Origin of the sequence: Rhizobium sp. NZLR1 (assembly GCF_017357385.1) — a bacterium.
In the GTDB taxonomy this organism is placed as follows: Bacteria; Pseudomonadota; Alphaproteobacteria; order Rhizobiales; family Rhizobiaceae; genus Rhizobium.
Genome location: NZ_CP071633.1, coordinates 380,258 through 402,967 on the forward strand (window position 1 = coordinate 380,258; position 22,710 = coordinate 402,967).

Here is a 22,710-nt window from a genome sequence, read left to right on the forward strand (position 1 = left end):
CAAGACATGCACATCCGAAAAGCCGCCTCCTCCGACGCAGAGGAGCTGAGCGCTCTCCTGAACGAGCTCATCCGGGCAGGCGGAACGACAGCGCTCGAGACCCCGCTTTCGGCCGGCGAGTTCGTCGATTGGTTCATCGACGGCGAGTTTCCGCTTGTCTGCCATGTTGCAGAGCACGATCAGTCGCTTGTCGGCTTTCAATCGCTGAGCTTATACGGCGATCCGCCGAAAGGCGTCGCCGACATTGCGACCTTTGCCCGCCTGAGCCCAAAGACCGCGGGCGTCGGCAGCGCGCTTTTTCCCGCGACAAGAGCGGCAGCAAAAGAGCTCGGGCTGGAATTCATCAATGCGACCATCCGCGCCGACAATATCAGCGGACTTGGCTATTACGCGAAGATGGGCTTTGAGACCTATGACAGGCTGGTTCAGGTTCCGCTTCAGGACGGAACGCAAGTCGACAGGATCAAGAAGCGTTTCAGCGTAAACGCCATGGGTCGCGCGACGCCGCACGGCTGAATGCCTCGACGACGTTATGGGGAGGTGTCGACGCCACGCGCCGGTGATGCCCGCGTGCAGGTCGGTTCTGACCTGCGGCGGCGGGTTCGAATTATATAGCGTTGCCATGTTAAGTCTATGACGTAACAACGTAGTTTTCTGTAATGGAAGCAAACATGGGCTTAACTTCCGCCATACGTGCGGACTGCTGCAGGATGCTATCCGCCGTCGACAGCGGCCAGGTGTCGAGCGTGGATAGATTTGCAGGCGCAAAGACGGAGAAAACGGCACAGATCAAAGTCATATCCGGAGATTAGCCATGTCCGCTGCGATGTTCACGACCGACGAACTTGCGTTGATCCGCCGCGCTTACGCCCATCAGGTGGCAGCAACCGCCGGAACGACGAACCCGCGGATCGAGGCTGCCTTTGCCGCTGTCCCCCGCGAAAAATTCCTCGGTGCGCCGCCATGGCAGATCGCCAATCTCGGTGGCGGATATCGCCCCCTGCTCTCCTCAGATGTGGTTCTGGCCTATCAGGATGCGCTGTTCGCCTTGCAGCCCGACAAGGGCGTCAACAATGGCAGCCCGTCGCTGCATGCCCGTCTCCTGGCGGAATTGGACGCCCAGATCGGTGATCGCATCGCTCATATCGGTGCCGGCACCGGTTATTATAGCGCCATTCTCGCGGAGCTGGTGGGCGCCACCGGGCATGTCTATGCCGTAGAAATGGACCCCGATCTGGCCGGCCATGCCCAAGCAGCGCTTGCCGACCGGTCCAATGTCAGCGTCATCACCGCCGACGGCAACCAATGGCCGCAGCAAGAAGTGGATGCGATCTGCGTGAATTTCGCCGTCGGGCGTCCCGCAGCGCCGTGGATCGAAAAGCTGCGAGCCGGAGGGCGCCTGGTGTTGCCCCTCGTTGTACCGCGCCAGGGCCGGCCGGCGAATGGCGGTCGTCATGCCTCTCACGGCGCCGCACTTCGTATTGAGCGCGGCGCGAGTGGATTTGCAGCGCGTTGGATCGGCACAGCCTATTTTGTCTGCGCCGATGGTGGATTGATGATCGAGGAGAACGAGATCGAGGCGCTGACGACCGCCTTCCAGCGCGGCGGCATCGAGTTCATCAAAAGCCTGCTCTGGAAGACGGACCCGCGGATAGGACGCTGCTGGTATATCGGCGACCAATGGGCGCTCTGCTATGACGATCCCTGAAGCATTCCTTCCAGAGTGCCGACTGCTGCATCTCCGTTGCGAACAGCGACGCAGCCCACCACGCCGAAGATCTCGATGCCCCTCGCCCCTTCGCCCGGCGCGATCAGTCGGCCGCAGGTTTGATCAGCGACGACATCGCAACACCCGAGCATCCGGCGGAGATGGTATGGGCGATGACACGTTCGGAGTGTCGACCTTAGATCCGGCCTTCCCGAAGCTTAGCGCAAGCTCGCCAACGGCGCCTCTCCCCAGTTGAAGCGGGAAACTCTGCTGTTGAAATTTGCTGTCGATGATCTTCGAGATCGAGCCGGAGGCGCCGAGTATTCGAGCCGCGGCCATGCGGCGAAAGTTCATATGAATTGCGCACCACCGCCGGCGGCAAGGCGGCAGCTTCGGCGCAGGTTGGCGACGCAGGCAATGAACTTTGCCGCCGGCTCCGCCGATCCCGTTTGAGGACCGGATCGATAGGAGCGGAAGAAATGGAGGATGTGGCCTGTCCGGCTACTCCAGTGGTTTGCCGAAACAGCGAAAGCCCGGCGCGGGAGAGGCACCGGGCTTCGATAGTGAGCGACAGCCTGGGAGGAGGAATGACTGTCTGTCGGACCCAAGCGGCTCGGAGGGGTGAAGCGCTTCGGTCCATCACGAGGTAGTGCCGCGACGCGGCAAATTCAAGCTTGGCGGCTGGGTGGCAAGACGGGTGACGCTGCAAGAGGGTCGAATTGGGCGCAGCTTTTGATTATTGCTCGCGGCCGGATTCGGCGGCGTTGTCCGCGGACAACTTGCGCTGCGCCGCCACTCATTCCCGAAGCGAGCAGGTCGCTGCGTCCTTTGAGGCGTTTGCGGGGAGCGCCTCAGGCTCAATTGGACGACAGCGTAAGGTGAAGTGTTCTCGAGAACTTGTTCTGTCTCGATGGTCACCGGGTTGTCCGCGGACAACCCATTTACGATCAATCCCGTATTCTCGACGCTCAGGCTTTCGCATAGCTGATCCTTCCTCACCTTTAGCGCGCGGCGCCGACGCTGCTCCTTGCATTTCCCTCGACGTCGGCGCACCCGCATCGCCCGTCGAGGCCCCGAGCGGCGCGCTTCAGGGTGAGGCTCTCGGGGGTAGTATCGGAATCTTCAACGCCTGAAATTGAGACGCAGGAAATCTACCGCCCCTTGTTGGGGGCGCATCCTCCAGCGTGCGCCTCATCTTGAGACACGCAGGCCGACAGCCGGAGCCTCGAAGGACGTGCTCAGCGCCGTTCCTTGCACTCCTTCGGCGTCGGCGCACCGGCCTCGCCCTTCGAGGCCTCTTGCGGGGCGCCTCAGGATGATGCTCTCGTGTGCGGTGGCGCGGGTTCTTCAACGCGCACTATTGGAGCGCAGATCCGCAGTGTCCCTTGTTGAGGACGGCACCCTCAGGGCGTTCCTCATCCTGAGGCGCGCAGGCCGACGGCCGGAGCCTCGAAGGGTCCGCTCCAGCGCTGCTCCTTGCATTCCTTCGACGTCGGCGCGCCCGCCTCGTCCTTCGAGGCGGTGCGCCTCGGGATGAGGCTCTCGTGGGCCACGGCACGGCATTCTCCAGCGCTCGTTGTTGGGCGCAGATTCCTGGCGTCTCCTATGGACGGCGGCACCCTCTAGGCGTCCCTCATCCTAAGGGGCACAGGCCGAAGGCCATTGCCTCGAGGGAGACGCCGCAGCGCTGCTCTTTGCATCCATTCGGCGTCGGTGCGCCCCTCGCATTTCGCTGCCATGCACACCAGTTGCGGGGCGTGTTGAATAGGCTTTGCGGCCATCGTCTGATTGGAAGTTGTCCGCGGACAACGGGCAATCAGGCAAGCGGACCTACATCCGAGTTCAGGGATTCGCCTGGTGACGCGCCAGGCCTCGTGCCGGGAAGAGCCTTTGGCCGAGGTCTGACCCGGCCGAGGCTCGGCTGTCGCACGCCCGTGACGAGGCGATCGCGTGCATCGTCGGACGTGCATTTTTCATCGGTCGATGCTTGGAGATATCGAGCCGATTGCCCTTCCGCCATGTGACACCGCATCCATCGCGCGATGGCTGGTCGAGGCGCACGGCAGTCTGGCCGGCCTCGCCATGCGGCCGAACCGAATGACCATGAAGCAGGGGAGGGGCTGGTTCTCAAGCAGCGCCGACCCGGTCTGCAGACGAGACTTTCGGGGGCGTATCGTGAATGCGTTGTCCGGCTGCGACCGAGGTATTGAGATCTCGATCTCGATCGCGGGCAGGCAATGCTCCGGCTTCGGCGGCGGGCAGCATGGATGATGCCGGGCAGAAGCACCTCCGCGTCCGGTTCCCGATATTCGCGGTCGATAACGAGAGCAGCTATTGCAGGGGATTGCCACTGGCGTTATTGTTTTGTCGATCGCTGACAGGCGCTGTGGTCGCAACATTGCAGACGCTTGGAGCCAGAATTCGCTGCCTTTGAGACCGAAACGATGGTTGTCGGGCAGGCTTGTCGAAAAGACCGCCCAGTCAGTAACGAAACTAAAGTGCGAATTCACTTCCATAACTGGAAGTGATAATAACGAGATCAATGGCTTAGAATTTTGTAAGCTGCACCATACCCCCCGCCACCAGGCGATAGATTCCCCCGCAGCGACCGGTTTGACAAGCCCGAATCGGTCAAAATTGCCGTTACTCGACAGGCTCGAGGAACGGAATGATTTTGCCCCCCGCTCGAATGGTCGCGGGAGGCAGCGGCTTGCATCCTTTAGCGGCACTCTGCGTTATCCCCGCACCAGAGCGGAGAGCATCCTCATGCCAGATGTGCTTCACCTCAAGAAGATGTCGATCGCAGCGGCGATGGTGGCTGCGGCGATCGGCGCACTTGCGTTGATGCAGGCAACGGAGCGCAGTTCCGTTCCCCCGAGTGCCGAACCCCGCCGCGCGGTTGACGATCATGGCCGCAGCGCCGCGACGCCCGAGGCTATTCCGCTCCGCGGACTTCGCGATGTGTTCTGGCGCGTCTACCATGAAGTCCTGAACGACCGGGTCACACTCATTGCCGCGGGTGTGACCTTTTATCTGCTGCTGGCGCTGTTTCCCGCCATGGCGGCTCTGGTGGCGCTCTACGGGCTGGTTGCCGATCCGATCACCATATCCGAACATCTTCGCGAATTGGCCGGCCTCATGCCGCCGGGAGCGTTCGATCTACTTGCCGATCAGATCAAGGAACTCGTCAATAAGCGCGACAGTGCACTTGGCATCACCTTTTTCGTCGGTCTCGGCATCGCGCTATGGAGCACGCATAGCGGCACGCTGGCGATCTTCGATGCGATGAACGTCGCCTATGAGGAGAATGAAAAGCGCGGTCTTATCCGGTTGAACCTCGTCGGACTCTGCTTCACCTTGAGCGCGATGCTTCTGACGGTGGTGATGGTGGCGCTTGTCGGCGTCATGCCGGTTGTGCTTTCCTATCTCTGGCTCGATCAGTTCAACGAGCACATGGCCCTTCTCCTGCGGTGGCCGCTGCTGCTGCTGGTCGTCGCGGTGGCGGTTACCTCAGTCTACCGCTTTGGCCCCAGCCGGGAGCCTGCCAAGCTCCGGTGGATGACGTGGGGCGCCGTTCTGACGACGGTCGCCTGGGCCGCCATGTCTCTCGGCTTCTCCTTCTACCTCGATCATTTTGCCAATTATAACGCGACCTACGGCACGCTCGGTGCGCTGATCGGCCTCCTCATCTGGATCTGGCTTTCCGTCGTCATTCTCGTCATCGGCGCGGAGCTCAACGCCGAACTGGAGCATCAGACCGCGAGGGATACGACGACGGGCACGCCGCTGCCGATGGGCGCGCGTGGCGCCTATGTTGCAGACACTCTGGGCGAGGCCGTCAACTGATCATTGAGGAGCATCATCAATGACTGCGCCTCACCTGTGGTTTTGATGTATTTTATCCTTCCGCAACCCCGACAGAGGAGACGATCATGACGGCCCCGCATCCTTCCAAAACCCATATCGGCAATCATGCACTGCATCCCGAAACGCAGATGCTGAATTACGGCTACGATCCCGAACTCTCGGAAGGGGCGGTCAAGCCGCCGGTATTCCTCACCTCCACCTTCGTCTTCAAGTCGGCCGAGGATGGCCGCGATTTCTTCGATTACGTCTCGGGCCGCCGCGAGCCGCCGGCGGGGAAAGGCGCGGGTCTCGTCTATTCGCGCTTCAATCATCCCAATAGCGAGATCGTCGAGGACAGGCTCGCCGTTTACGAGCGGACGGAAAGCGGCGCGCTGTTTTCCTCAGGCATGTCGGCGATCGCCACGACCTTGTTCGCCTTCGTCCGGCCGGGCGATGCGATCCTGCATTCGCAGCCGCTTTATGGCGGCACGGAAACCTTGCTGGCAAAGACGTTCCTCAATTTCGGCGTCGGCGCCGTCGGCTTTGCCGATGGCGTCAGCGAGGGATCGGTGCAGAAGGCGGCGGAAGAGGCGATGGCGAAGGGCCGCGTTTCCGTCATCCTGATCGAAACACCCGCCAATCCGACCAACAGCCTGGTCGATGTCGCGATGATCCGGCGCGTGGCCCACACGATCGGCGCAAAGCAGGGGCATACGCCGATCATCGTCTGCGACAATACCCTGCTCGGCCCGGTTTTCCAGCGGCCGATCGAACACGGCGCCGATATCTCGCTCTATTCGCTGACCAAATATGTCGGCGGCCATTCCGACCTGATCGCCGGCGCCGTTCTCGGCCGCAAGGCTGTCATCAAGCAGGTCAAGGCGCTGCGCGGCGCGATCGGCACGCAGCTCGATCCGCATTCCTGCTGGATGCTCGGCCGGTCGCTGGAAACGCTGCAGCTGCGCATGGAACGGGCAAACAGCAATGCGCGGGCCGTTGCCGATTTTCTGCGCGATCATCCGAAGGTCGAGAAAGTCCACTACCTGCCCTATCACGATCCGGATTCACCATCCGGCCGGACCTTCGCCGCGCAATGCACCGGCGCCGGCTCCACCTTCTCCTTCGACATTCGCGGCGGCCAGCCGGCCGCCTTCAAATTCCTGAACGCGCTGCAGGTCTTCAAACTTGCGGTCAGCCTCGGCGGCACGGAATCGCTTGCGAGCCATCCGGCCGCCATGACGCATTCCGGCGTGCCCGCCGATGTCCGCCAGCGCATCGGCGTGCTGGAATCGACGATCCGCCTGTCGATCGGCATCGAGCATCCGGACGATCTGATCGCCGACCTGGAGATGGCGCTGCAGGCGGCCTGATACGGCGGGGAAATCGATGCCCGGCGGCGCCGGGCATCGTGGGGACGTCACTTGTCGTCGGTTGTCAGTTCCGTCTCGTCGGTATTCAGCACGAAGACCGCAAGCAGGCGGGCCGGCTTTGTCTTGCTGGCATTCTTGCTGACGGCGTGATGATCACCCGGAAATTCGGGAAAGCTTTCGCCGGCCTTATAGACCTTCTCCGGCCCGTCATTCACCTTGCTGGTGATCGCCCCTTCGAGAACGGTGGCGTAGATGAAGGCCGAGGCCGGGTGCGTATGGCCGGGCGACGAGCCGCCCGGCCCATATTCGACGAGCACCGCCCGCATGCTCTTGCCGGGAACATTGGGAAGCTTCTGGTCGAAAACGACGCGAACCTTCGCGTCGCCGCCTGCAGCATAAGCCTGAGTGCCGGCGGCAAGGACAATGGCGAGCGCGGCCGCCGAGATCATTTTTCTGAGCATGTGTGGTCTCCTGCGTTGATGGGACGTGGTCTCGCTGTTAGGCGCTCTTTTTCTGCGGCGGCTGCCGGCTGAGCCAATCGTCGAAGCGGATCCGGCCGAGCCGCGCCTTGGCTCCGGTTACCAGCGAGTCGTCTTCGAGCTCGACGCCGAAATAGCGGGCGTGGGGATCCGCCATCACCTGGCGCGGATCGTTCGTCGCTTTCAGGAGGCGCGTCACGATGTCGGTGAGGCGGATTTTCTCCGGTCCGCCAATCTCGATCGTGCCGTTCGCAGGCTCGGCAAGCGCCACTTCGGCCATGACGTCGGCGACATCGTCCGATGCGATCGGCTGCACATAGGCCGGCGACAGATGCACCATCTGACCGACCGTGCCCGACTGGGCGATGCCGGCCATGAATTCATGGAACTGCGTCGAGTGCACGATGGTGTAGGGGATGCCGGAAGCCTTGATCAGCTCTTCCTGGGCCATCTTGGCGCGCATGTAGCCGCTGCCCTGCAGCCGCTCCATGCCGACGATCGACAGCGCGATGTGATGCTTCACGCCGGCGGCAGCCGCTGCCTTGAGCAGGTTGCGGCCCGAAGTCTGGAAGAATTCGAGGACCGCCTTGTCCTCGAAGGAGGGTGAGTTGGCGAGATCGAGCACCACCTGGGCACCTGCGAGCGCCTCCGTCAGGCCCTTGCCGGTGATCGTATCGACGCCCGAATTCGGCGACGCCGCCAGCACCTCGTGTCCCTTGTTGCGCAATCTTTCCACGGTCTTCGAGCCGATCAGCCCGGTGCCGCCGATAATGACGATCTTCATGGGTAGTCTCCTTGTCCTTGCGAGGATTTCCTCTGTTGACCTGAGGTGGCTGCCGAAATCGCCTCCTCGGCGAGGCAAGCGACTTCATCGGAATGGGGACCGTCGCCGCGGGGATTTTCCGGCGCGGCCGGCCGGAACCGACGGGCTGCAGAATGCGCCGGATCGCGGCCCCGAACCATTCTCCCCCAGTCGCGGTCACCCTATGCGTAGGCAGTAGCCGGGCTCGCCCTGCGCTCGATCCATCCGGCCGAAATGGAGGAGTTTCACGTCATCCGGGATCGGCCGAACCTACCCTCGGAGCAGATAGGCGAGCCTGATGGCACGGCGTATCCACTGTCGGGCAAGCCGTGGCTTGCGTCATCAACCCTCTCGATGGAGACGAGAATGATCAAGCGTTTGAACTTCATAGCCCATAAGAACAGCGGCGTTGACGGTCTGGTCGCCGTCGAAGCCTGGATCGCCAAGAGCTTCGACCCGAAGCTGCTCGAACTTGTCAAAGTGCGCGTTTCCCAGATGAACGGATGCGCTCACTGCCTGCATATGCACCGTCAGGACGCCCTGAAGCTCGGCGAAACGGACGACCGGCTGCTGCTTCTGAATGCGTGGCGCGAGTCGCAGCTCTTCACCCAACGGGAGCGGGCCGCCCTCGCCTGGGCCGAGGCGCTCACAGAAATCGCGAAAAGCCATGCGCCTGATAATGTTTATGAAGAGGCGCATAGCAATTTTTCGGATGACGAACTCGTGGCCCTTTCGATCGGCATTGCGATGATCAACGCCTGGAACAGGCTGGCGATCGGCTTCCGGCTTCAGCACCCCGCGGATCACAAGCGCATCGCCGCCTGACGGGATCGCAGCATGAAGAACGGACCGGGCGAAGAGCTTCGCCCGGCTCAGTTTGCTAAAAACCTGGTTTGTTACTCGGTGTGATGTTTGGTGGCGACGACACACGATACCCTTATGATCAGGAAAGCGTGGCGGTCTCGAACATGGCGGTCAGCCCGATGCCGCCGCCGATGCCGATCATTGCCAGGCCGGTCGCGCCGGCAGCTGAGCCGCTTTTATGGGCGCGGATCAGCTGGCTGTAGAGCCGGGTGACGAGGATTGCACCGGATGCGCCGAACGGATGACCCAAGGCAATGGCGCCGCCATTGCTGTTGACCGCGTCCGCGGAAACTTCGAGTTGATCCAGCGATGCCAGAACCTGGGCCGCGAAAGCCTCGTTGAATTCGATGGCATCGACGGCGGCGAGCGAGAGCCCGGGCTGACGCTGAAAGAGCTTTTTGGTCGAGGCAACCGGACCGATGCCAAGCAGGTTGGGGTCGACACCGGCCGCCGCGCTGTCGATGAAGGCGAGGCCCTTGTCGATGCCGAGACTTTTCGCCATCCCGCGGCTCATGACCAGCACCAGGCAGGCGCCGTCATTCACAGGGCAGGCATTGCCTGCTGTCACCGAACCGCCGGGGAGAAAGACCGGCCGGAGGTTTGCGAGCGCCTTGAGCGATGTGGATGGGCGCGGGCATTCGTCGCGTTCGACCAGTCCGTGGCCGGTGGAGATTTCGACGATCTCGGGCCGAAAGATGCCGGCATCGGCCGCCGCGGCGGCGAGCTGGTGACTGCGGAGCGCGAATTCATCCTGTCTCTGCCGCGATATGCCGAATTGACGGGCGACGTTTTCGGCGGCAATTCCCATCTCAGGATCGCCGACGGCATCAGGCGAAAACCGGGCGCGCCCATAAAAGCGCGGTAGTGCCCCATTGGCTTTTGGTCGTTCGACACGCCATGGCGCGGTGCTGACGCTCTCGACGCCGCCGGCCAGAAAGCAGCAGCCCGCTTTCGCCTGGATCAGGCGGGCGGCCATGATGATCGCTTCCAGGCCTGAACCGCATTGCCGGTCGATCGTCACACCCGGAACCGCCATGGGCAGCCCTGCGGCGAGTGCCGCCAGCCGCGCGATGTTGCCACCACCGCCGGCGGCGTTACCGACCAGGACGTCGTCTATAACGTCGGGCGCAATTGCCGTTTCGGAAAGGATCCGACGGATGATCGGCGCGAGCAGGTCTTCCGCCGCAACTGTCGAAAGCGATCCGAAAGCCCGCCCGATCGGCGTGCGGTAAGCGGCAACCACGACCGGCTGCCAATCCTCGTCAGGCTGATAGGCGTAGGACAAGATCGTCTCCCGAGATCACAGCCGTTTCCACGTGCCCCCTGGCAATCTTGCCGCTGCTCGTCATCGGCCAGGATCCGATATGGTAGAATTGCCTGGGGATCTTGTACCTGACGAGCTTATCCGCGCAATAATCGGCCAGGATTTTTGGATCTGTCGCCTCTCCCGACACGACCGCGACGATCCGCTGGCCGTAATAGGCATCCGGCAGCCCGAAGACGACGGCATCGTCGACCCCCGGGCAAGCTTTTAGGGCGCTTTCGACTTCGGCGGGATAAACATTATTGCCGCCGGATATCATCATGCCGCCTGCCCTGCCGATCACCCGCAGCATGCCGTTTTCATCGAGTTCGCCGAGGTCCCCGACCGTCGCTCCCGCCTCGGTGACCCGGAATGCCTGACCGTCGTCACCCCAGAGATAGCCGTCGGCGATCAGGTCGCTCCTGACGAATATGGTTCCCGGCACATCGGTCCCGACGTTGTTTTCATCAGGGTCGCGAATGGAAATTTCCACGCCGGGATAGGCTTGTCCCACCCGATCGATCGGAAAATCGACCGCGCCGCCGACGAGCGTCGAGACCGTCATGAAACCGATTTCGGATGCGCCGTAATATTCCCTTATGCGCGCCTTCGGAAAAAGACGGCGCATGGATTCGACCCCGTTCACGTCCAATTTTGCGCCGGCGGTCAGGACATCGCGCAGGGATGTCAGAGCCGGTTTGGCGGCCCAGGCCCTTGATATGCCGGCTATATGGGTGGGCACGGCGACCAGCCGTTCGATCTCTTCGGAAGAGAGGGTGCGGGCGACGCCAGCGGCATCCCATTTCCCGACCGAATGGAAGGTGGCGCCGGCATCCAAGGCTTCGACCATGGCGTAAAGCGCCAACCCATGCGCCAGGGCGCCGGGGCACATGGTGGACGGAGCATCTTCGAGTTCGAAAATGACGCGTCCGCGATCAAGGCTCCGGCGCCATTGCCCGCGCGAGCGATAATAGGCTTTCGGCTCGGCTGTCGTGCCTGAGGTAAAGCCGATCAGGAAGATGCCCTCGGCATCATCAGGCAGATCGCCTTCCGTCTCGGTGAAATCGAAGGGCTCCGCTCCGGCGGTGATGACTGATATGCCGAGCCTGCGGCCGATCTCGGCGCTCGGGCTCGCCTCGTCGTCGACGATGAGCACGTCGGGCGCCAGCCGCTCGATGATGCGCTCGATCCTTTCCGGCGGCATCATCGGGTCGATGACCGCGGCGGCATGCGGCCAGGCGGTGGCGGCGATGAAATATTCGGCAAAGCCGATGTGGTTGCCAAGGCTGAGGGCCGCAAGTTTCTCCACGCCGGGCAGATCGAGCGTGCGGCGGGTCGAGTGCGGCAATTCCTGGAGAAAACCGTAAATCGCCTTGGCGCGTAAAGAGAGTTCGCCGTAGCGCAGGGAGCGGCCGTCGATCGCCAGGGCCGGCTTGTCAGGCCTTTCCGTTGCATGTCGAAGAAGCTGCGCATGGATCGGCATGGACACCCGCTGGTTTGAAGATCGGCCGTCAGCCTAAAGCGGCCCTGGTGGCGTCGGGAATTGGCGTCGGGCGGCTGTCGGAGAGGCCGACGCAGACCCAGACGAGCCCGGCCGAGGCGCAGTGAGCGCCATCGCGCCGGCGAAACAGTTCGAGCGCAAAGGAGAGGCTCGTGCGCCCGATTTTCTCGACAGCCACCTTGGCCTCGACGACATCATCGACGTCGATGGGGTTGTGAAAGGTGATCTCCGCCTTCTTCACGTGATAGGCCACACCCGAGGAGGTGTGGCGGAAGTGGCTGAGAATTTGCCGGTGCCGCAGGAACTCGACGACAGCATCCTCGCAATAGTCGAGGTAAACCGAGTTATGGACATGACCATAGATGTCGATGTCTCGCATCGACACCCGGAAGGATGCTAAAGGCCTGTCGTCAACACTCATTCGATCACCGAAAATTGGTGGGCTGTTCTAACCGCTGTTGTCTGGGGGATGCAATGCAATATCAGGCGGTCGTGCGAAAAATCGGGCCGGCCCAGGATGTCGTCGAGATCGAACGGACCGCACTGCCGACGCTGCGGCGCGATCAGGTCCGGGTGCGCCTGCTCGCGCGTTCGATCAATCCGTCCGATATCATCACCATTTCAGGCGCCTATGCGGGGCGGACGACCTTGCCGTTCATCCCCGGCTTCGAAGCCTTCGGCGTGGTCGAAGCGTGCGGCGAGGAGGTTCATGGCCTTTCCCCGGGAACGCGTGTACTGCCGGTGCGCAGCGCCGGTGGATGGCAGGAGTTCAAGGATACCGATCCCAGCTGGTGTCTCCGTGTGCCGGAGGCGCTCTCCGACTTCGAAGCCGCGACGAGCTACGTCAACCCGATGACGGCCTGGCTGATGCTGCACGAGAAGATCGGGCTGAGGCCGGGCATGCGCATCGCCGTCAATGCCGCCGCCTCTTCGATCGGATCGATATTGATCGGCTTGGCAAATGCCGGCGGCGTGGAACCGGTGGCGATCGTCCGCAGCGAACAATCCCTCCAGCGCCTCCACGGTCGTCTCGAGGCCGTGATCATCGACAGGGCGAACGGCGACCTGGCCGCGGGGCTTGCCGGCCGGCATGGGCTCGACGCGGTACTCGACTGCGTCGGCGGCGCCCGCGCCGGCCTGCTCGCCGACGCGCTACGGCCGGGCGGGCACTTCGTGCATTACGGCCTGCTCTCAGGCCAAAGCATCCCGAATTCCTTCTGGGCCTCCCATCCCGATATGACTTTTTCGTTTTTCCATCTCCGCGAATGGGTTCATTCCGAAGCCATGGGCGACGTCCAGCACGCCTATTGCGACGTGGCGGCGCAGATCGCCTCGAAGATCATCGCGACCGAGGTGCGGGAGGTTTTTCCCTTGGAAAATATCCGCCAGGCGCTGCAATCCGCCCTTCCCTTCCGGACGGGCGGTAAGGTGCTGCTCGCCTGACGCGCGAGCGCGCAAACCGCCGCCGACGGCCAACGCCCCTTCAAGATAAGGGTGGATCGACCCACGGCCGTTCCGACTTCGGCGTCGCCAGCCCGTGTCTGGCGAGCTCCAACGTCAGAATGCGAGTTTCAAGAAGGTTGAAGATGCGCAGGACCGCCTCGATCGCATCGAAGGGTTTCGTCAGGAAATCCTTGGCGCCGAGGGACAGCGCCCGCCTGCGCGTCGGCAAGGTCGCGTCGGCGGTGAGAACCAGGATCGGCTGCGCCGAGCCGTCATGCAGATCGAGCGCCACCCGTTGCCGCTCCTGCTCCTGTGCCTGGATCAGCTGCGCGACCAGGGCGGCAAGCTCGCTGCGCTGCCGTTCGAGATCGCCGAGCAGCGCCTGCTTTTCTGCCGCCTGACGTTCGAGATTGCAGGCGTCGGCGAGCTGGCCCGCCACCACCTCCAAGGTCTGCCGGTCGTCGGCATCGTATGCGCGCGCCCTCGAAGGACCGATGAGCGTCAGATGGAGAGCGGAACCATCCTGCGAGGCAAACAGGATGCCGTCGCTTTCCGAGCTCCTCGATTGCACGACCGTAAGCTGCACGGGCGCCTCTCCCTGCAAGGGCGGAAAGACGAGCCTGGCAAGCGGCGCTCCGGCGAAATCGGCAAGCCGGGACAAGACCTCTGGGGCGGCCGTTTCGAAGGCGTGTGTGTCGAGAAGGTTCCGCACTTCGATGATGAAACGCAGACGTGCCGCCCGCGCTGTAAAGGGCTCTCATCTCCGCGACATCAGGCGAATGCGCCGTATCTGTGTTACGCTCCAGACCCAACGGGACTGCTCCTGAAATGAATGACGCGGGCACGATAGTCATTCCGGTGGGAATGTCATCTATGCCGTTCGGCAAATCGGATCGGAGCCACCCGGCAGATGGGGCCGCAGCGCCGGCCGCTTAGATATTGGTCATGCGGTTGACCGATGCGATGTCCGCTGGAGCCGCCATAAAGGAAAGTCAAACATGCGTATGATCATCGCTGCCGCCCTCGTCCTCGGTTTCGTTCAGGTCCAGTCGGCGGCAGCGGCCGAAACGGCGACTTGCGCGCCAGTCAGCGAGGAGGAAGTGGCAAAGCTTTTCGACCGCTGGAATACGTCGCTGGCGACGCTGAGCCCGCAGGAAGTCGCAAAGAACTATAGCGAGGATTCCGTGCTTCTCGCCACCCTGTCCGACAAACCTCGCCTGACCCAGGCGGAACGGATCGATTATTTCGAGCACTTCCTGGCGAAGGAGCCCAAGGGCCACATCGACAGCCGCGACATCAAGACCGGCTGCAACTGGGCAGTCGATACCGGCACCTATACATTCGCGCTGAAGGACGGTTCGAAGGTGCCGGCCCGCTATACCTACACCTATGAGTTCAAGGATGGCACCTGGCTGATCACCTCGCACCACTCGTCGATGATGCCGGAGAAGTAAGGTTTCATCGACTTATTGGTCCGGCAGGGAGATCCCGTGTTCACCCCACACGGGGTCTCCTACTGCTGACTGCATATTCGTTGTGCGCGGCTTGTGCCTCGAGCATCTGTCATCGATCGATGGCAGATGCTCGAGGCACGGAGCCGGCATGACACAGGAGGGGTGTGCCTGGCACGCCTTCTCCTTCTTTTAAAAACATGGCGCACCGCGTATATACGTTCTAATATATACAAATCGCGGAGGCTCCTATGCCGCAATATGCACGAGTGTTTCAATCCGGCAATTCACAAGCGGTTCGTCTGCCGAAGGAATTCCGTTTCGACGTTGACCAGGTAGAAGTGACGCGGGAAGGCGATGCCATAATCCTGCGGCCGCGGACCGATCACGGCAGGCGCTGGGCGTCGTTGCAGAGCGCCTTGGAGCGCGGCTTCAGTGACGATTTCATGGCGGAAGGACGCGGGCAGCCGGAGGATCAGGAGAGGCCTGGGCTACAGGACCTGTTCAAGTGATCACCCATCTCGTCGACACCAATGCAGTGATCGCTTTGATCGGCCGGAAGTCCGACATACTCTTGAGCCGCGTGATTGAGAGCGACGAGGGATCGATCGGACTGTCGACGATCGTGATGCACGAGCTTTATTACGGCGCCTATGGGAGCGCGAAAATTTCCTACAATCTTGAGACCCTGCGCCTGTTCATGGCGGATTTCCCAGCCATTGGTTTCGAACGCGAGGATGCGCTGGCCGCCGGCGAGATCCGCGCGGCATTGGCGGCAAAGGGAAGGCCAATCGGTCCCTACGATGTTCTGATCGCCGCCCAGGCGAAGGCCCGGGATCTGTTTGTCATTACCAACAATGTCGGGGAGTTCCGGCGCGTGGATGGCTTGCGCGTCGAGGATTGGATGGTCGGGCGGTAGTTCCCGATGCGCGGCATTCCATAAAGAAAGAAATGCCCGGGTGCAGCCGAAGCTGCGCCCGGGGGAATGCTTACCGATCAGACGAGGTCGAAACGGTCGGCGTTCATGACCTTGGTCCAGGCCGCGACGAAGTCTCTCACGAACTTCTCCTTGGCGTCGGATTGGCCGTAGACTTCGGCAAAGGCGCGAAGCTGCGAATGCGAGCCGAAGATCAGGTCGACGCGGGTGCCGGTCCACTTGACTGCGTTCGTATTGCGGTCGCGGCCTTCGTAAACGCCTTCTTTGCCAGCTGCGGGCGACCACTGCGTGGCCATGTCGAGCAGGTTGACGAAGAAGTCGTTCGTCAGCGTTTCCGGGCCGGAGGTGAAGACGCCATGATCGGGCGTGCCGGCTTTCAGGACTCGCAGGCCGCCGACGAGGACCGTCATTTCGGGTCCAGTCAGCGTCAGAAGCTGGGCGCGATCCACCAAGGCTTCCTCCGGCTTCATGAACTGCAGGCGCTTGCCGTTCACATAGTTGCGGAAGCCGTCGATGCGCGGTTCAAGGGCAGCGAAGGAGGCAGCATCGGTCTGTTCCTGCGATGCATCCGTGCGGCCCGGCGTAAACGGCACGCTGACGGGATGACCCCCGGCGGCTGCCGCTTTCTCCACACCGGCAGCACCGGCGAGAACGATCAGGTCGGCGAGCGAGATCTTCTTGCCGCCGGTCTGGGCAGCGTTGAAGTCCTTCTGGATGCCTTCAAGAACGCCGAGCACCTTGGTGAGCTGTGCCGGCTGGTTGACGTCCCAGTCCTTCTGCGGGGCAAGGCGGATGCGCGCGCCATTGGCGCCGCCGCGCTTGTCGGAACCGCGGAAGGTCGAGGCCGACGCCCAGGCGGTCGAGACCAGTTCCTGCACGCTAAGACCGGTTGTCAGCACCTTTGCCTTCAGCTCGGCGATGTCCTTGTCGTCGACCAGCGGATGATCGACGGCCGGGATCACATCCTGCCAGATCAGGTCTTCGGCCGGCACTTCAGGGCCGAGGTAACGGACCTTCGGTCCCATGTCGCGGTGGGTCAGCTTGAACCAGGCGCGGGCGAAGGCGTCGGCGAACTGATCTGGATTTTCGAGGAAGCGGCGCGAGATCTTCTCGTAGACCGGATCGAAACGCAGTGCCAGGTCGCTGGTCAGCATGGTCGGCAGATGTTTCTTCGAGGCATCATAGGCATCCGGAATGGAGGCGGCGGCGTTCTTGGCCTGCCACTGATGCGCGCCGGCCGGGCTCTTCGTCAGTTCCCACTCGAAAGCGAAGAGGTTTTCGAAGAAGTAGTTGCTCCACTTGGTCGGCGTCTGCGACCAAGTCACTTCCAGACCGGCGGTGATGGCATCCTTGCCGACGCCGCTGCCGAACGAGCTCTTCCAGCCGAGGCCCTGATCCTCGATCGCGCCGCCTTCCGGCTCGGCGCCGATAAGGGACGGATCGCCTGCGCCATGCGTCTTGCCAAAGGTGTGGCCGCCGGCGATCAGCGCCACGGTCTCTTCGTCGTTCATCGCCATGCGGGCAAAGGTTTCGCGGATGTCGCGCGCCGAAGCGATCGGATCGGGATTGCCGCCAGGGCCTTCCGGATTGACGTAGATGAGACCCATCTGCACGGCGCCGAGTGGCTCTGCCAGCTGGCGTTCACCGCTGTAGCGCTCGTCGCCCAGCCAGGTTCCCTCAGGACCCCAGAACAGTTCCTCGGGCTCCCACACGTCGGCACGGCCGCCGGCAAAGCCGAAGGTCTCGAAGCCCATGGATTCCAAGGCGACGTTGCCGGTGAGGATCAGAAGGTCGGCCCAGGAGATGCGGTTGCCGTATTTCTGCTTGATCGGCCACAGCAGGCGGCGGGCCTTGTCGAGGTTGGCATTGTCAGGCCAGCTGTTGAGCGGCGCAAAACGCTGCTGGCCCTGGCCGGCGCCGCCGCGGCCGTCGGTGATGCGGTAGGTGCCGGCGCTGTGCCAGGCCATGCGGATGAACAGGCCGCCGTAATGTCCGAAGTCGGCCGGCCACCAATCCTGCGAATCCGTCATCAGCGCATGAAGATCCTCCTTCAGCGCCTCGAGATCGAGCTTCTTGAACTCCTCGGCATAATCGAAGGCTTGGCCGAGCGGGTCGGCGCGGCCGGAGTTGTGGTGAAGAATCTGCACGTTCAGCTGGTTCGGCCACCAGTCACGGTTCGACCGGGCGGCTGGAGCCTTGTGATGCGCAACAGGACATTTGCCTGTGCTGTCAGCGGGGTTGTCCATGATTGTCTCCTTCATTGCTTGATCTGTCTGCCATTCAAACGTTGAGCCGAGTGGGCGCCCCGCTCTCCCTTGCTGTCTTCATATCGGAAGCATATGATAATTTTAAGTTGGATTTACTGATTGCTGCGATAAGCTGAGCTTATGAAGAACCTGACCTTGAAACAGCTGCGTTATTTTGAAGCCCTGGCGAGGGATGGCCGCTTCCGGCGCGCTGCCGACGCCTGCGCCATCTCCCAGCCGGCACTCTCAATGCAGATCAAAGAACTTGAGCAGGAGTTGGGCAGCGCGCTTTTCGAGCGCAGCGCGCGTGAAGTAAAGCTGACGGCCTTCGGCCAGACCTTCGCTCTCAAGGTCCGCGCGATCCTGCGCGGCGTGGACGAGCTGGGGGAGCTGGCGCGCGCCTCCAGCGACTCCTTCCTGACGCGGCTGCGCATCGGTATCATACCGACCATCGCGCCTTATCTGCTGCCGGTCATCATAAACGATCTGAACAAAACTTTCGCCGGAATTCAGATCGAGGTGCGCGAGACGCAGACGGCAAAGCTTGTTCAGGAGCTTACCCAAGGCCAGTTGGACACGGCAATCGTCGCCTTGCCCGTGTCGGAACCGTCGCTGACCGAGCTCGAGCTCTTCAAGGAAGAATTCGTGTTGGTGCGGCGGCCAGAAGACGAGGGCAAGCCGGTGCCCGAACGCGAGGCGCTGCGCGAAATGCGGTTGCTGCTGCTGGAAGAAGGCCATTGCTTCCGCGACCAGGCCTTGTCGTTCTGCAAGATCGGGTCGGCCCGCCCCCGGGAAGTCATGGAAGGCAGCTCGCTCTCCACCCTGGTCCAGATGGTCAGCGCCGGCATCGGCATCACATTGATCCCGGAGATGGCGGTTCCTGTGGAAACGCGCTCGGCGCACGTTTCGATCTCCCGCTTCCAGTCTCCGCAGCCGTCGCGAACGATCGGCATGGTCTGGCGCAATTCGACCCCCATGGCCAAACAGCTCCTGCAGGTCTCCGAGGCGGTTCGCCGGTCGGCCGACATTATGCGCGAACGACAGGTCGCACGGTGATGGCCGGATGTCCTCAGGATCGCCGCTTGAACGTGTGCTCTGCTGCCGGAAACTTTCGCGATCGCACCTCGGCGGCATAGGCGGCGGCAGCCTCGGTGACCCGCTTGCCGAGCTCGTCGTAGCGTTTGACGAAACGCGGCGTGAAATCGTTGAAGAGCCCGAGAATGTCGTCAGAGACCAGAACCTGGCCGTCGCAGGCTGAGGAGGCGCCGATACCGATGCTCGGGATGTGCATGGCTGAAGTCACCTCTCGGGCGAGCGGTTCCACCGTGCCCTCGATGACAACGGCAAAGGCGCCCGAGCCGCCGATGGCGTGCGCGTCACGCCGGATCTTCGACGTCTCGTGTTCGGAATGGCCGACGGAACGATAACCGCCTGCGGTATTAATCTGCTGCGGCATCAGGCCGATATGCCCCATCACCGGGACCCCTCGCTTCGTCAGAAAGGCGATGGTCTCGGCCATCTCTTCGCCCCCCTCCAGCTTGACGGCATCACAGCCAGTTTCCTGCAGGATGCGGACGGCGTTGCGGAAGGCAACCTCTTTCGATTCCTGATAACTGCCGAACGGCATGTCGACGACGACGCAAGCCTTGCCGACGCCGCGCATCACCGCCTTGCCATGTGCGATCATCATGTCGAGCGTGACGCCAATGGTGTTCTCCATGCCGTAGAGCACCATGCCGAGCGAATCCCCGACCAGGAGCAAATCGCAATGCTCATCGAGCAGCCGCGCCATCGGCGTCGTATAGGCGGTGAGGCAGACGATCGGTTTGCCGCCCTTCATTGCTAAAATGCGGGCTGGCGTAAGGCGCTTTTGAATTCCGGCCGCACTCATCTGGTCACTCCCTTTCCCGGCAAGCCCCGCCCGCCGATCACTCTGTTACCCCCGAGGACCCGGTTGTCGAGAAGCCGTGTCGTGCCGAGCCGAACGAAGAGCGCCACGACGACGGGTTCTGTGATCGACGCGACCGGCTGCAGCGTCGAAGCATCCCTGACGGCAACGACCTCGGGCTTTGCCAGAGGCTCTCGACCGAGAAACGCCTTGAGCTTTTTCTCGAGTTCAGCTGGATCCGTCAGGCCGCCGGCGATGAGACGCTCCGCTTCGTCGAGGGTCTGAGGCACGATCACCGCGGCACGCCGCTCCGCCTCGCTGAGATAGACGTTGCGCGACGACAATGCGAGGCCGTCGCCGTCCCGAACCGTCGGCACCGATATCACCCGCACCGGCACGGCCAGATCATCCACCATGCGCTTGATGATGACGACCTGCTGATAGTCCTTTTCTCCGAAATAGGCGGTCTGCGGCTGCACGATGTTGAAGAGCTTGTTGACGACGGTGGCGACACCGGCAAAGTGCCCAGGCCTGACCGCCCCTTCGAGCTCGTGTCCGAGATCGGGAACGTCGACGACGGTCAGCATCGGCTGGGGATACATATCCTCGACGTCGGGCGAAAAAAGGAAATTGACCCCGACCTGCTTCAGCATGGCTGCGTCGCGTTCCGGATCGCGCGGATATTTGCTCAGGTCTTCGGCCGGGCCGAACTGCAGCGGATTGACGAAAATCGAGACGACGACGATGTCGTTCTCGGCGCGCGCGCGCGAGACGAGTTCCATATGACCGGCATGAAGATAGCCCATCGTCGGAACGAGGCCGACAGTCCTCCCCTGCCGCTTCAGCGCATCCAGCGTGTGGCGCAGCTCGTCAATACTCGAGAAAACCCGCATACATCCTCCCCGCGGCCGGTCACTCTATCTTGGGCGCGGATAAGGACTGTAATCGATGCTGGAGGTCAATGCATATTGCTCGATAAAAACGATTAGATGAAACGGCATTCCGAAAACACCGAGCGACATCAACCCAGGAAACGGCATTTCGCCACAGGGCTGCCGCACCGCTTCAGTGCGGCTTGCAGCCGGACCGACGATGTGCCACGTCCGTTACTCGCCCTTTTCGTCAAAATACCATCATAGTCGGTCGCTATGGACGTTATATGGAGGACGCATGGACAAGCCCTGGAAGATCAGCCGCGGACCGATTGCGGCAACCGAGCTCGACGTTGAGAAGGCAACCGCGATCAACATGCTGTTGATCCGGTCGGTCGCCGTCCTTCCGGCCAAAGCAGGAGATCCGATCCTTCCCTTTGCCGTCGGCCTTTTCAACGAACTGCGTCCGCTGCTGAAGCCCGAAGCCGGCGTGACGACGCTGCGTCGGGCGACCGCCGCCTATGTTCACTGCCGGCGCTACTATTTTGCAAGCGCCCAGCCCGATTCCATGCGCCACGGCCTCGAGGGCGAACCCGTCGAACCAATGACGCCCGAAGACCGGCTGGTCGCGCAAAAACGCTTCCTGAGTCTCAAGCAGAGCACCGGCAAGGCCGAAGCGCCCGAAGCGCCAGTACCGGTTCCCCTTCCCCTGCTGAGCAAGAGCGAACAGATCCGCGCAGCTCTTCTCGGCAAGAAGGGCGCGTCGGCCAGAGCAGGATGACATTGGGTTTGCCCATATCCGGCTTCCTTTAAGTCGTTCGTGCATCCGCAACATCGATATAAGTAGACCTGGTATTGTATTTCGCTGGGATAAATATCCGCATTGCAATGCTGGCTGGCAAAATCTTCACGTCGGCCTCAAATAGATTTTGCTTTACATACCATTAATGCAATTGCGCTAATTTTAGCATCAGCCAGAAACGTTCTCCGGACCTGCTAGAATGACGCGTCTCCTGATTGCAGCTTCCCTCTTCGCATTGGCCGCAGTCCAGCCCAGCGCGGCCGCGGATCTTTCCGCCTATAAAAGACCGCTGACGGTCCCTTTCGAGGGGGTGACGGCCTATTCCCCGCAATTGGCGACGCTCGGCAAGATGCTGTTCTTCGATCCCCGGCTTTCCGGCAACAAGAACATGACCTGCGCCAGCTGTCATAATCCTTCCTTCGGCTTCGAGACGCCGGTGACGACGCCGATCGGCGCCGCCAATACCCCGTTGGCGCGCCAGGCGCCGACGGTTCTGAACGTTGCCTGGGTGTCGCCCTTCTTCTGGGACGGGCGCGCGCCGAACCTGGAGCAGCAGGCGGCAGGTCCGATCACCGCTGCCGCCGAAATGAACGGAAAGCTCGACGACGCCGTGATCGAAATGCAGGGCATACCCGATTACAAGAACTGGTTCGGTGAGGTGTTTCCCGACAAGGGCATCAGCAAGGAGACCCTGCTGACGGCGATCGCCACATATGAGCGGACGGTGGTTTCCAACTGGTCGCCGTTCGATCGCTGGGTGGATGGCGACGAGAAGGCGGTTTCGGACAGCGCCAAGCGGGGCTTTGAGTTGTTCACCGGCACTGTGGGCTGTTCCTCCTGCCACACGGGCTGGAATTTCACCGACAACAAATTCCATGACATCGGTCTGCCAGGCGACGATATCGGCCGCTACAAGATCGACGCGAGCAGCCCGAACAATAAATACGCCTTCAAGACACCCGGCCTGCGCAACACGCTCTACCGTGGTCCCTATATGCATGACGGAAGCCTGAAGAGCATGGACGAGGTGATCGCCCATTATGAAAGCGGCGGCGTCAGCCGTCCGTCGCTCGATCCGGCGATGTCGCCCTTCCTGCTGACGGAAGAGGAGAGCAAAGATTTGATCGCCTTTCTGGGAACTTTGACCGCGGAAAAGCAAGACATCCCCTTGCCGACGCTGCCGAACTGAGGTGCAGGC

22 protein-coding genes are annotated in these 22,710 nt (G+C 62.0%); 12 read left to right on the top strand and 10 right to left on the bottom strand.

Features of this window, described 5'->3' with window-relative positions; all coding sequences use genetic code 11:
- The first annotated feature begins 6 nt into the window (after positions 1-6).
- Positions 7-516 (top strand): GNAT family N-acetyltransferase, encoded by a 510-nt coding sequence (locus tag J3O30_RS24225; RefSeq protein ID WP_207585108.1) that lies wholly within the window; start codon positions 7-9, stop codon positions 514-516.
- 298 nt (positions 517-814) lie between these two features.
- Entirely contained in the window at positions 815-1,708 is an 894-nt protein-coding gene (locus J3O30_RS24230; protein ID WP_207585109.1) for an rRNA adenine N-6-methyltransferase family protein, read from the top strand.
- Positions 1,709-3,123: 1,415 nt separating this feature from the next.
- Here J3O30_RS24230 and J3O30_RS24235 read toward each other — a convergent pair.
- The gene (locus J3O30_RS24235; RefSeq protein WP_207585110.1) at positions 3,124-3,261 is read right to left on the bottom strand and encodes a hypothetical protein; all 138 of its coding nucleotides are present in this window, start codon (positions 3,259-3,261) and stop codon (positions 3,124-3,126) included.
- Between the two features lie 1,213 nt (positions 3,262-4,474).
- Between J3O30_RS24235 and J3O30_RS24240 the strand changes: the two genes are divergently transcribed.
- Together J3O30_RS24240 and J3O30_RS24245 are read left to right on the top strand one after the other, a co-directional pair.
- Positions 4,475-5,554: a YihY/virulence factor BrkB family protein gene (locus tag J3O30_RS24240; RefSeq protein WP_207585111.1), complete on the top strand. Its 1,080-nt coding sequence runs from the start codon at positions 4,475-4,477 to the stop codon at positions 5,552-5,554.
- Positions 5,555-5,640: 86 nt separating this feature from the next.
- Positions 5,641-6,924, top strand: a complete 1,284-nt coding sequence (locus J3O30_RS24245; protein ID WP_207585112.1) for a cystathionine gamma-synthase family protein — start codon at positions 5,641-5,643, stop codon at positions 6,922-6,924.
- Positions 6,925-6,971: 47 nt separating this feature from the next.
- Here J3O30_RS24245 and J3O30_RS24250 read toward each other — a convergent pair whose 3' ends face one another.
- Positions 6,972-7,385 (bottom strand): cupin domain-containing protein, encoded by a 414-nt coding sequence (locus J3O30_RS24250; protein WP_207585113.1) that lies wholly within the window; start codon positions 7,383-7,385, stop codon positions 6,972-6,974.
- 37 nt (positions 7,386-7,422) lie between these two features.
- Complete coding sequence (locus tag J3O30_RS24255; RefSeq protein ID WP_207585114.1) at positions 7,423-8,187, bottom strand: SDR family oxidoreductase; 765 nt, start codon at positions 8,185-8,187, stop codon at positions 7,423-7,425.
- 384 nt (positions 8,188-8,571) lie between these two features.
- Between J3O30_RS24255 and J3O30_RS24260 the strand changes: the two genes are divergently transcribed.
- Positions 8,572-9,030 (top strand): carboxymuconolactone decarboxylase family protein, encoded by a 459-nt coding sequence (locus J3O30_RS24260; protein WP_207585115.1) that lies wholly within the window; start codon positions 8,572-8,574, stop codon positions 9,028-9,030.
- Between the two features lie 118 nt (positions 9,031-9,148).
- Here J3O30_RS24260 and J3O30_RS24265 read toward each other — a convergent pair whose 3' ends face one another.
- The 3 genes from J3O30_RS24265 to J3O30_RS24275 are packed head-to-tail and all read right to left on the bottom strand — an operon-like array spanning position 9,149 to position 12,294.
- Entirely contained in the window at positions 9,149-10,354 is a 1,206-nt protein-coding gene (locus J3O30_RS24265) for a thiolase family protein (RefSeq protein WP_207585116.1), read from the bottom strand.
- The gene (locus J3O30_RS24270; protein WP_207585117.1) at positions 10,332-11,855 is read right to left on the bottom strand and encodes an AMP-binding protein; all 1,524 of its coding nucleotides are present in this window, start codon (positions 11,853-11,855) and stop codon (positions 10,332-10,334) included. Before J3O30_RS24270 ends, J3O30_RS24265 begins: the two co-directional genes overlap by 23 nt.
- Before the next feature lie 28 nt (positions 11,856-11,883).
- The gene (locus J3O30_RS24275; protein ID WP_207585118.1) at positions 11,884-12,294 is read right to left on the bottom strand and encodes a thioesterase family protein; all 411 of its coding nucleotides are present in this window, start codon (positions 12,292-12,294) and stop codon (positions 11,884-11,886) included.
- 53 nt (positions 12,295-12,347) lie between these two features.
- Here J3O30_RS24275 and J3O30_RS24280 point away from each other — a divergent pair, with 53 nt between their 5' ends.
- A complete protein-coding gene (locus J3O30_RS24280) occupies positions 12,348-13,316 on the top strand; it encodes a zinc-dependent alcohol dehydrogenase family protein (RefSeq protein ID WP_207585119.1) in 969 nt (322 codons plus the stop codon).
- A gap of 40 nt (positions 13,317-13,356) precedes the next feature.
- On the opposite strand, the gene J3O30_RS33310 is transcribed toward J3O30_RS24280, so the two are convergent.
- Complete coding sequence (locus J3O30_RS33310; protein ID WP_246762856.1) at positions 13,357-13,902, bottom strand: hypothetical protein; 546 nt, start codon at positions 13,900-13,902, stop codon at positions 13,357-13,359.
- Positions 13,903-14,314: 412 nt separating this feature from the next.
- Here J3O30_RS33310 and J3O30_RS24295 point away from each other — a divergent pair, with 412 nt between their 5' ends.
- From J3O30_RS24295 to J3O30_RS24305, 3 genes are all read left to right on the top strand, one after another.
- On the top strand, positions 14,315-14,770 hold the full coding sequence (locus tag J3O30_RS24295; RefSeq protein WP_207585120.1) for an SgcJ/EcaC family oxidoreductase: 456 nt from the start codon (positions 14,315-14,317) through the stop codon (positions 14,768-14,770).
- Between the two features lie 248 nt (positions 14,771-15,018).
- Positions 15,019-15,279: a type II toxin-antitoxin system VapB family antitoxin gene (gene vapB, locus J3O30_RS24300; RefSeq protein WP_207585121.1), complete on the top strand. Its 261-nt coding sequence runs from the start codon at positions 15,019-15,021 to the stop codon at positions 15,277-15,279.
- Positions 15,276-15,686 carry a type II toxin-antitoxin system VapC family toxin gene (locus J3O30_RS24305; RefSeq protein ID WP_207585122.1) on the top strand — a complete coding sequence of 137 codons (411 nt, stop codon included), beginning with the start codon at positions 15,276-15,278 and terminating at the stop codon, positions 15,684-15,686. Before vapB ends, J3O30_RS24305 begins: the two co-directional genes overlap by 4 nt.
- A gap of 77 nt (positions 15,687-15,763) precedes the next feature.
- On the opposite strand, the gene katG is transcribed toward J3O30_RS24305, so the two are convergent.
- Positions 15,764-17,950 (bottom strand): catalase/peroxidase HPI, encoded by a 2,187-nt coding sequence (gene katG / locus J3O30_RS24310; protein WP_207585123.1) that lies wholly within the window; start codon positions 17,948-17,950, stop codon positions 15,764-15,766.
- A 141-nt stretch (positions 17,951-18,091) separates the two neighbouring features.
- Here katG and J3O30_RS24315 point away from each other — a divergent pair, with 141 nt between their 5' ends.
- Positions 18,092-19,006 (top strand): hydrogen peroxide-inducible genes activator, encoded by a 915-nt coding sequence (locus J3O30_RS24315; RefSeq protein WP_207585124.1) that lies wholly within the window; start codon positions 18,092-18,094, stop codon positions 19,004-19,006.
- Positions 19,007-19,019: 13 nt separating this feature from the next.
- On the opposite strand, the gene panB is transcribed toward J3O30_RS24315, so the two are convergent.
- Entirely contained in the window at positions 19,020-19,841 is an 822-nt protein-coding gene (gene panB, locus J3O30_RS24320; RefSeq protein WP_207585125.1) for a 3-methyl-2-oxobutanoate hydroxymethyltransferase, read from the bottom strand.
- Entirely contained in the window at positions 19,838-20,731 is an 894-nt protein-coding gene (panC, locus tag J3O30_RS24325) for a pantoate--beta-alanine ligase (RefSeq protein WP_207585126.1), read from the bottom strand. Before panC ends, panB begins: the two co-directional genes overlap by 4 nt.
- 277 nt (positions 20,732-21,008) lie before the next feature.
- Between panC and J3O30_RS24330 the strand changes: the two genes are divergently transcribed.
- Complete coding sequence (locus J3O30_RS24330; RefSeq protein WP_207585127.1) at positions 21,009-21,491, top strand: ProQ/FINO family protein; 483 nt, start codon at positions 21,009-21,011, stop codon at positions 21,489-21,491.
- Positions 21,492-21,711: 220 nt separating this feature from the next.
- A complete protein-coding gene (locus J3O30_RS24335; RefSeq protein ID WP_207585128.1) occupies positions 21,712-22,701 on the top strand; it encodes a cytochrome c peroxidase in 990 nt (329 codons plus the stop codon).
- The last annotated feature ends 9 nt before the right edge of the window (positions 22,702-22,710 follow it).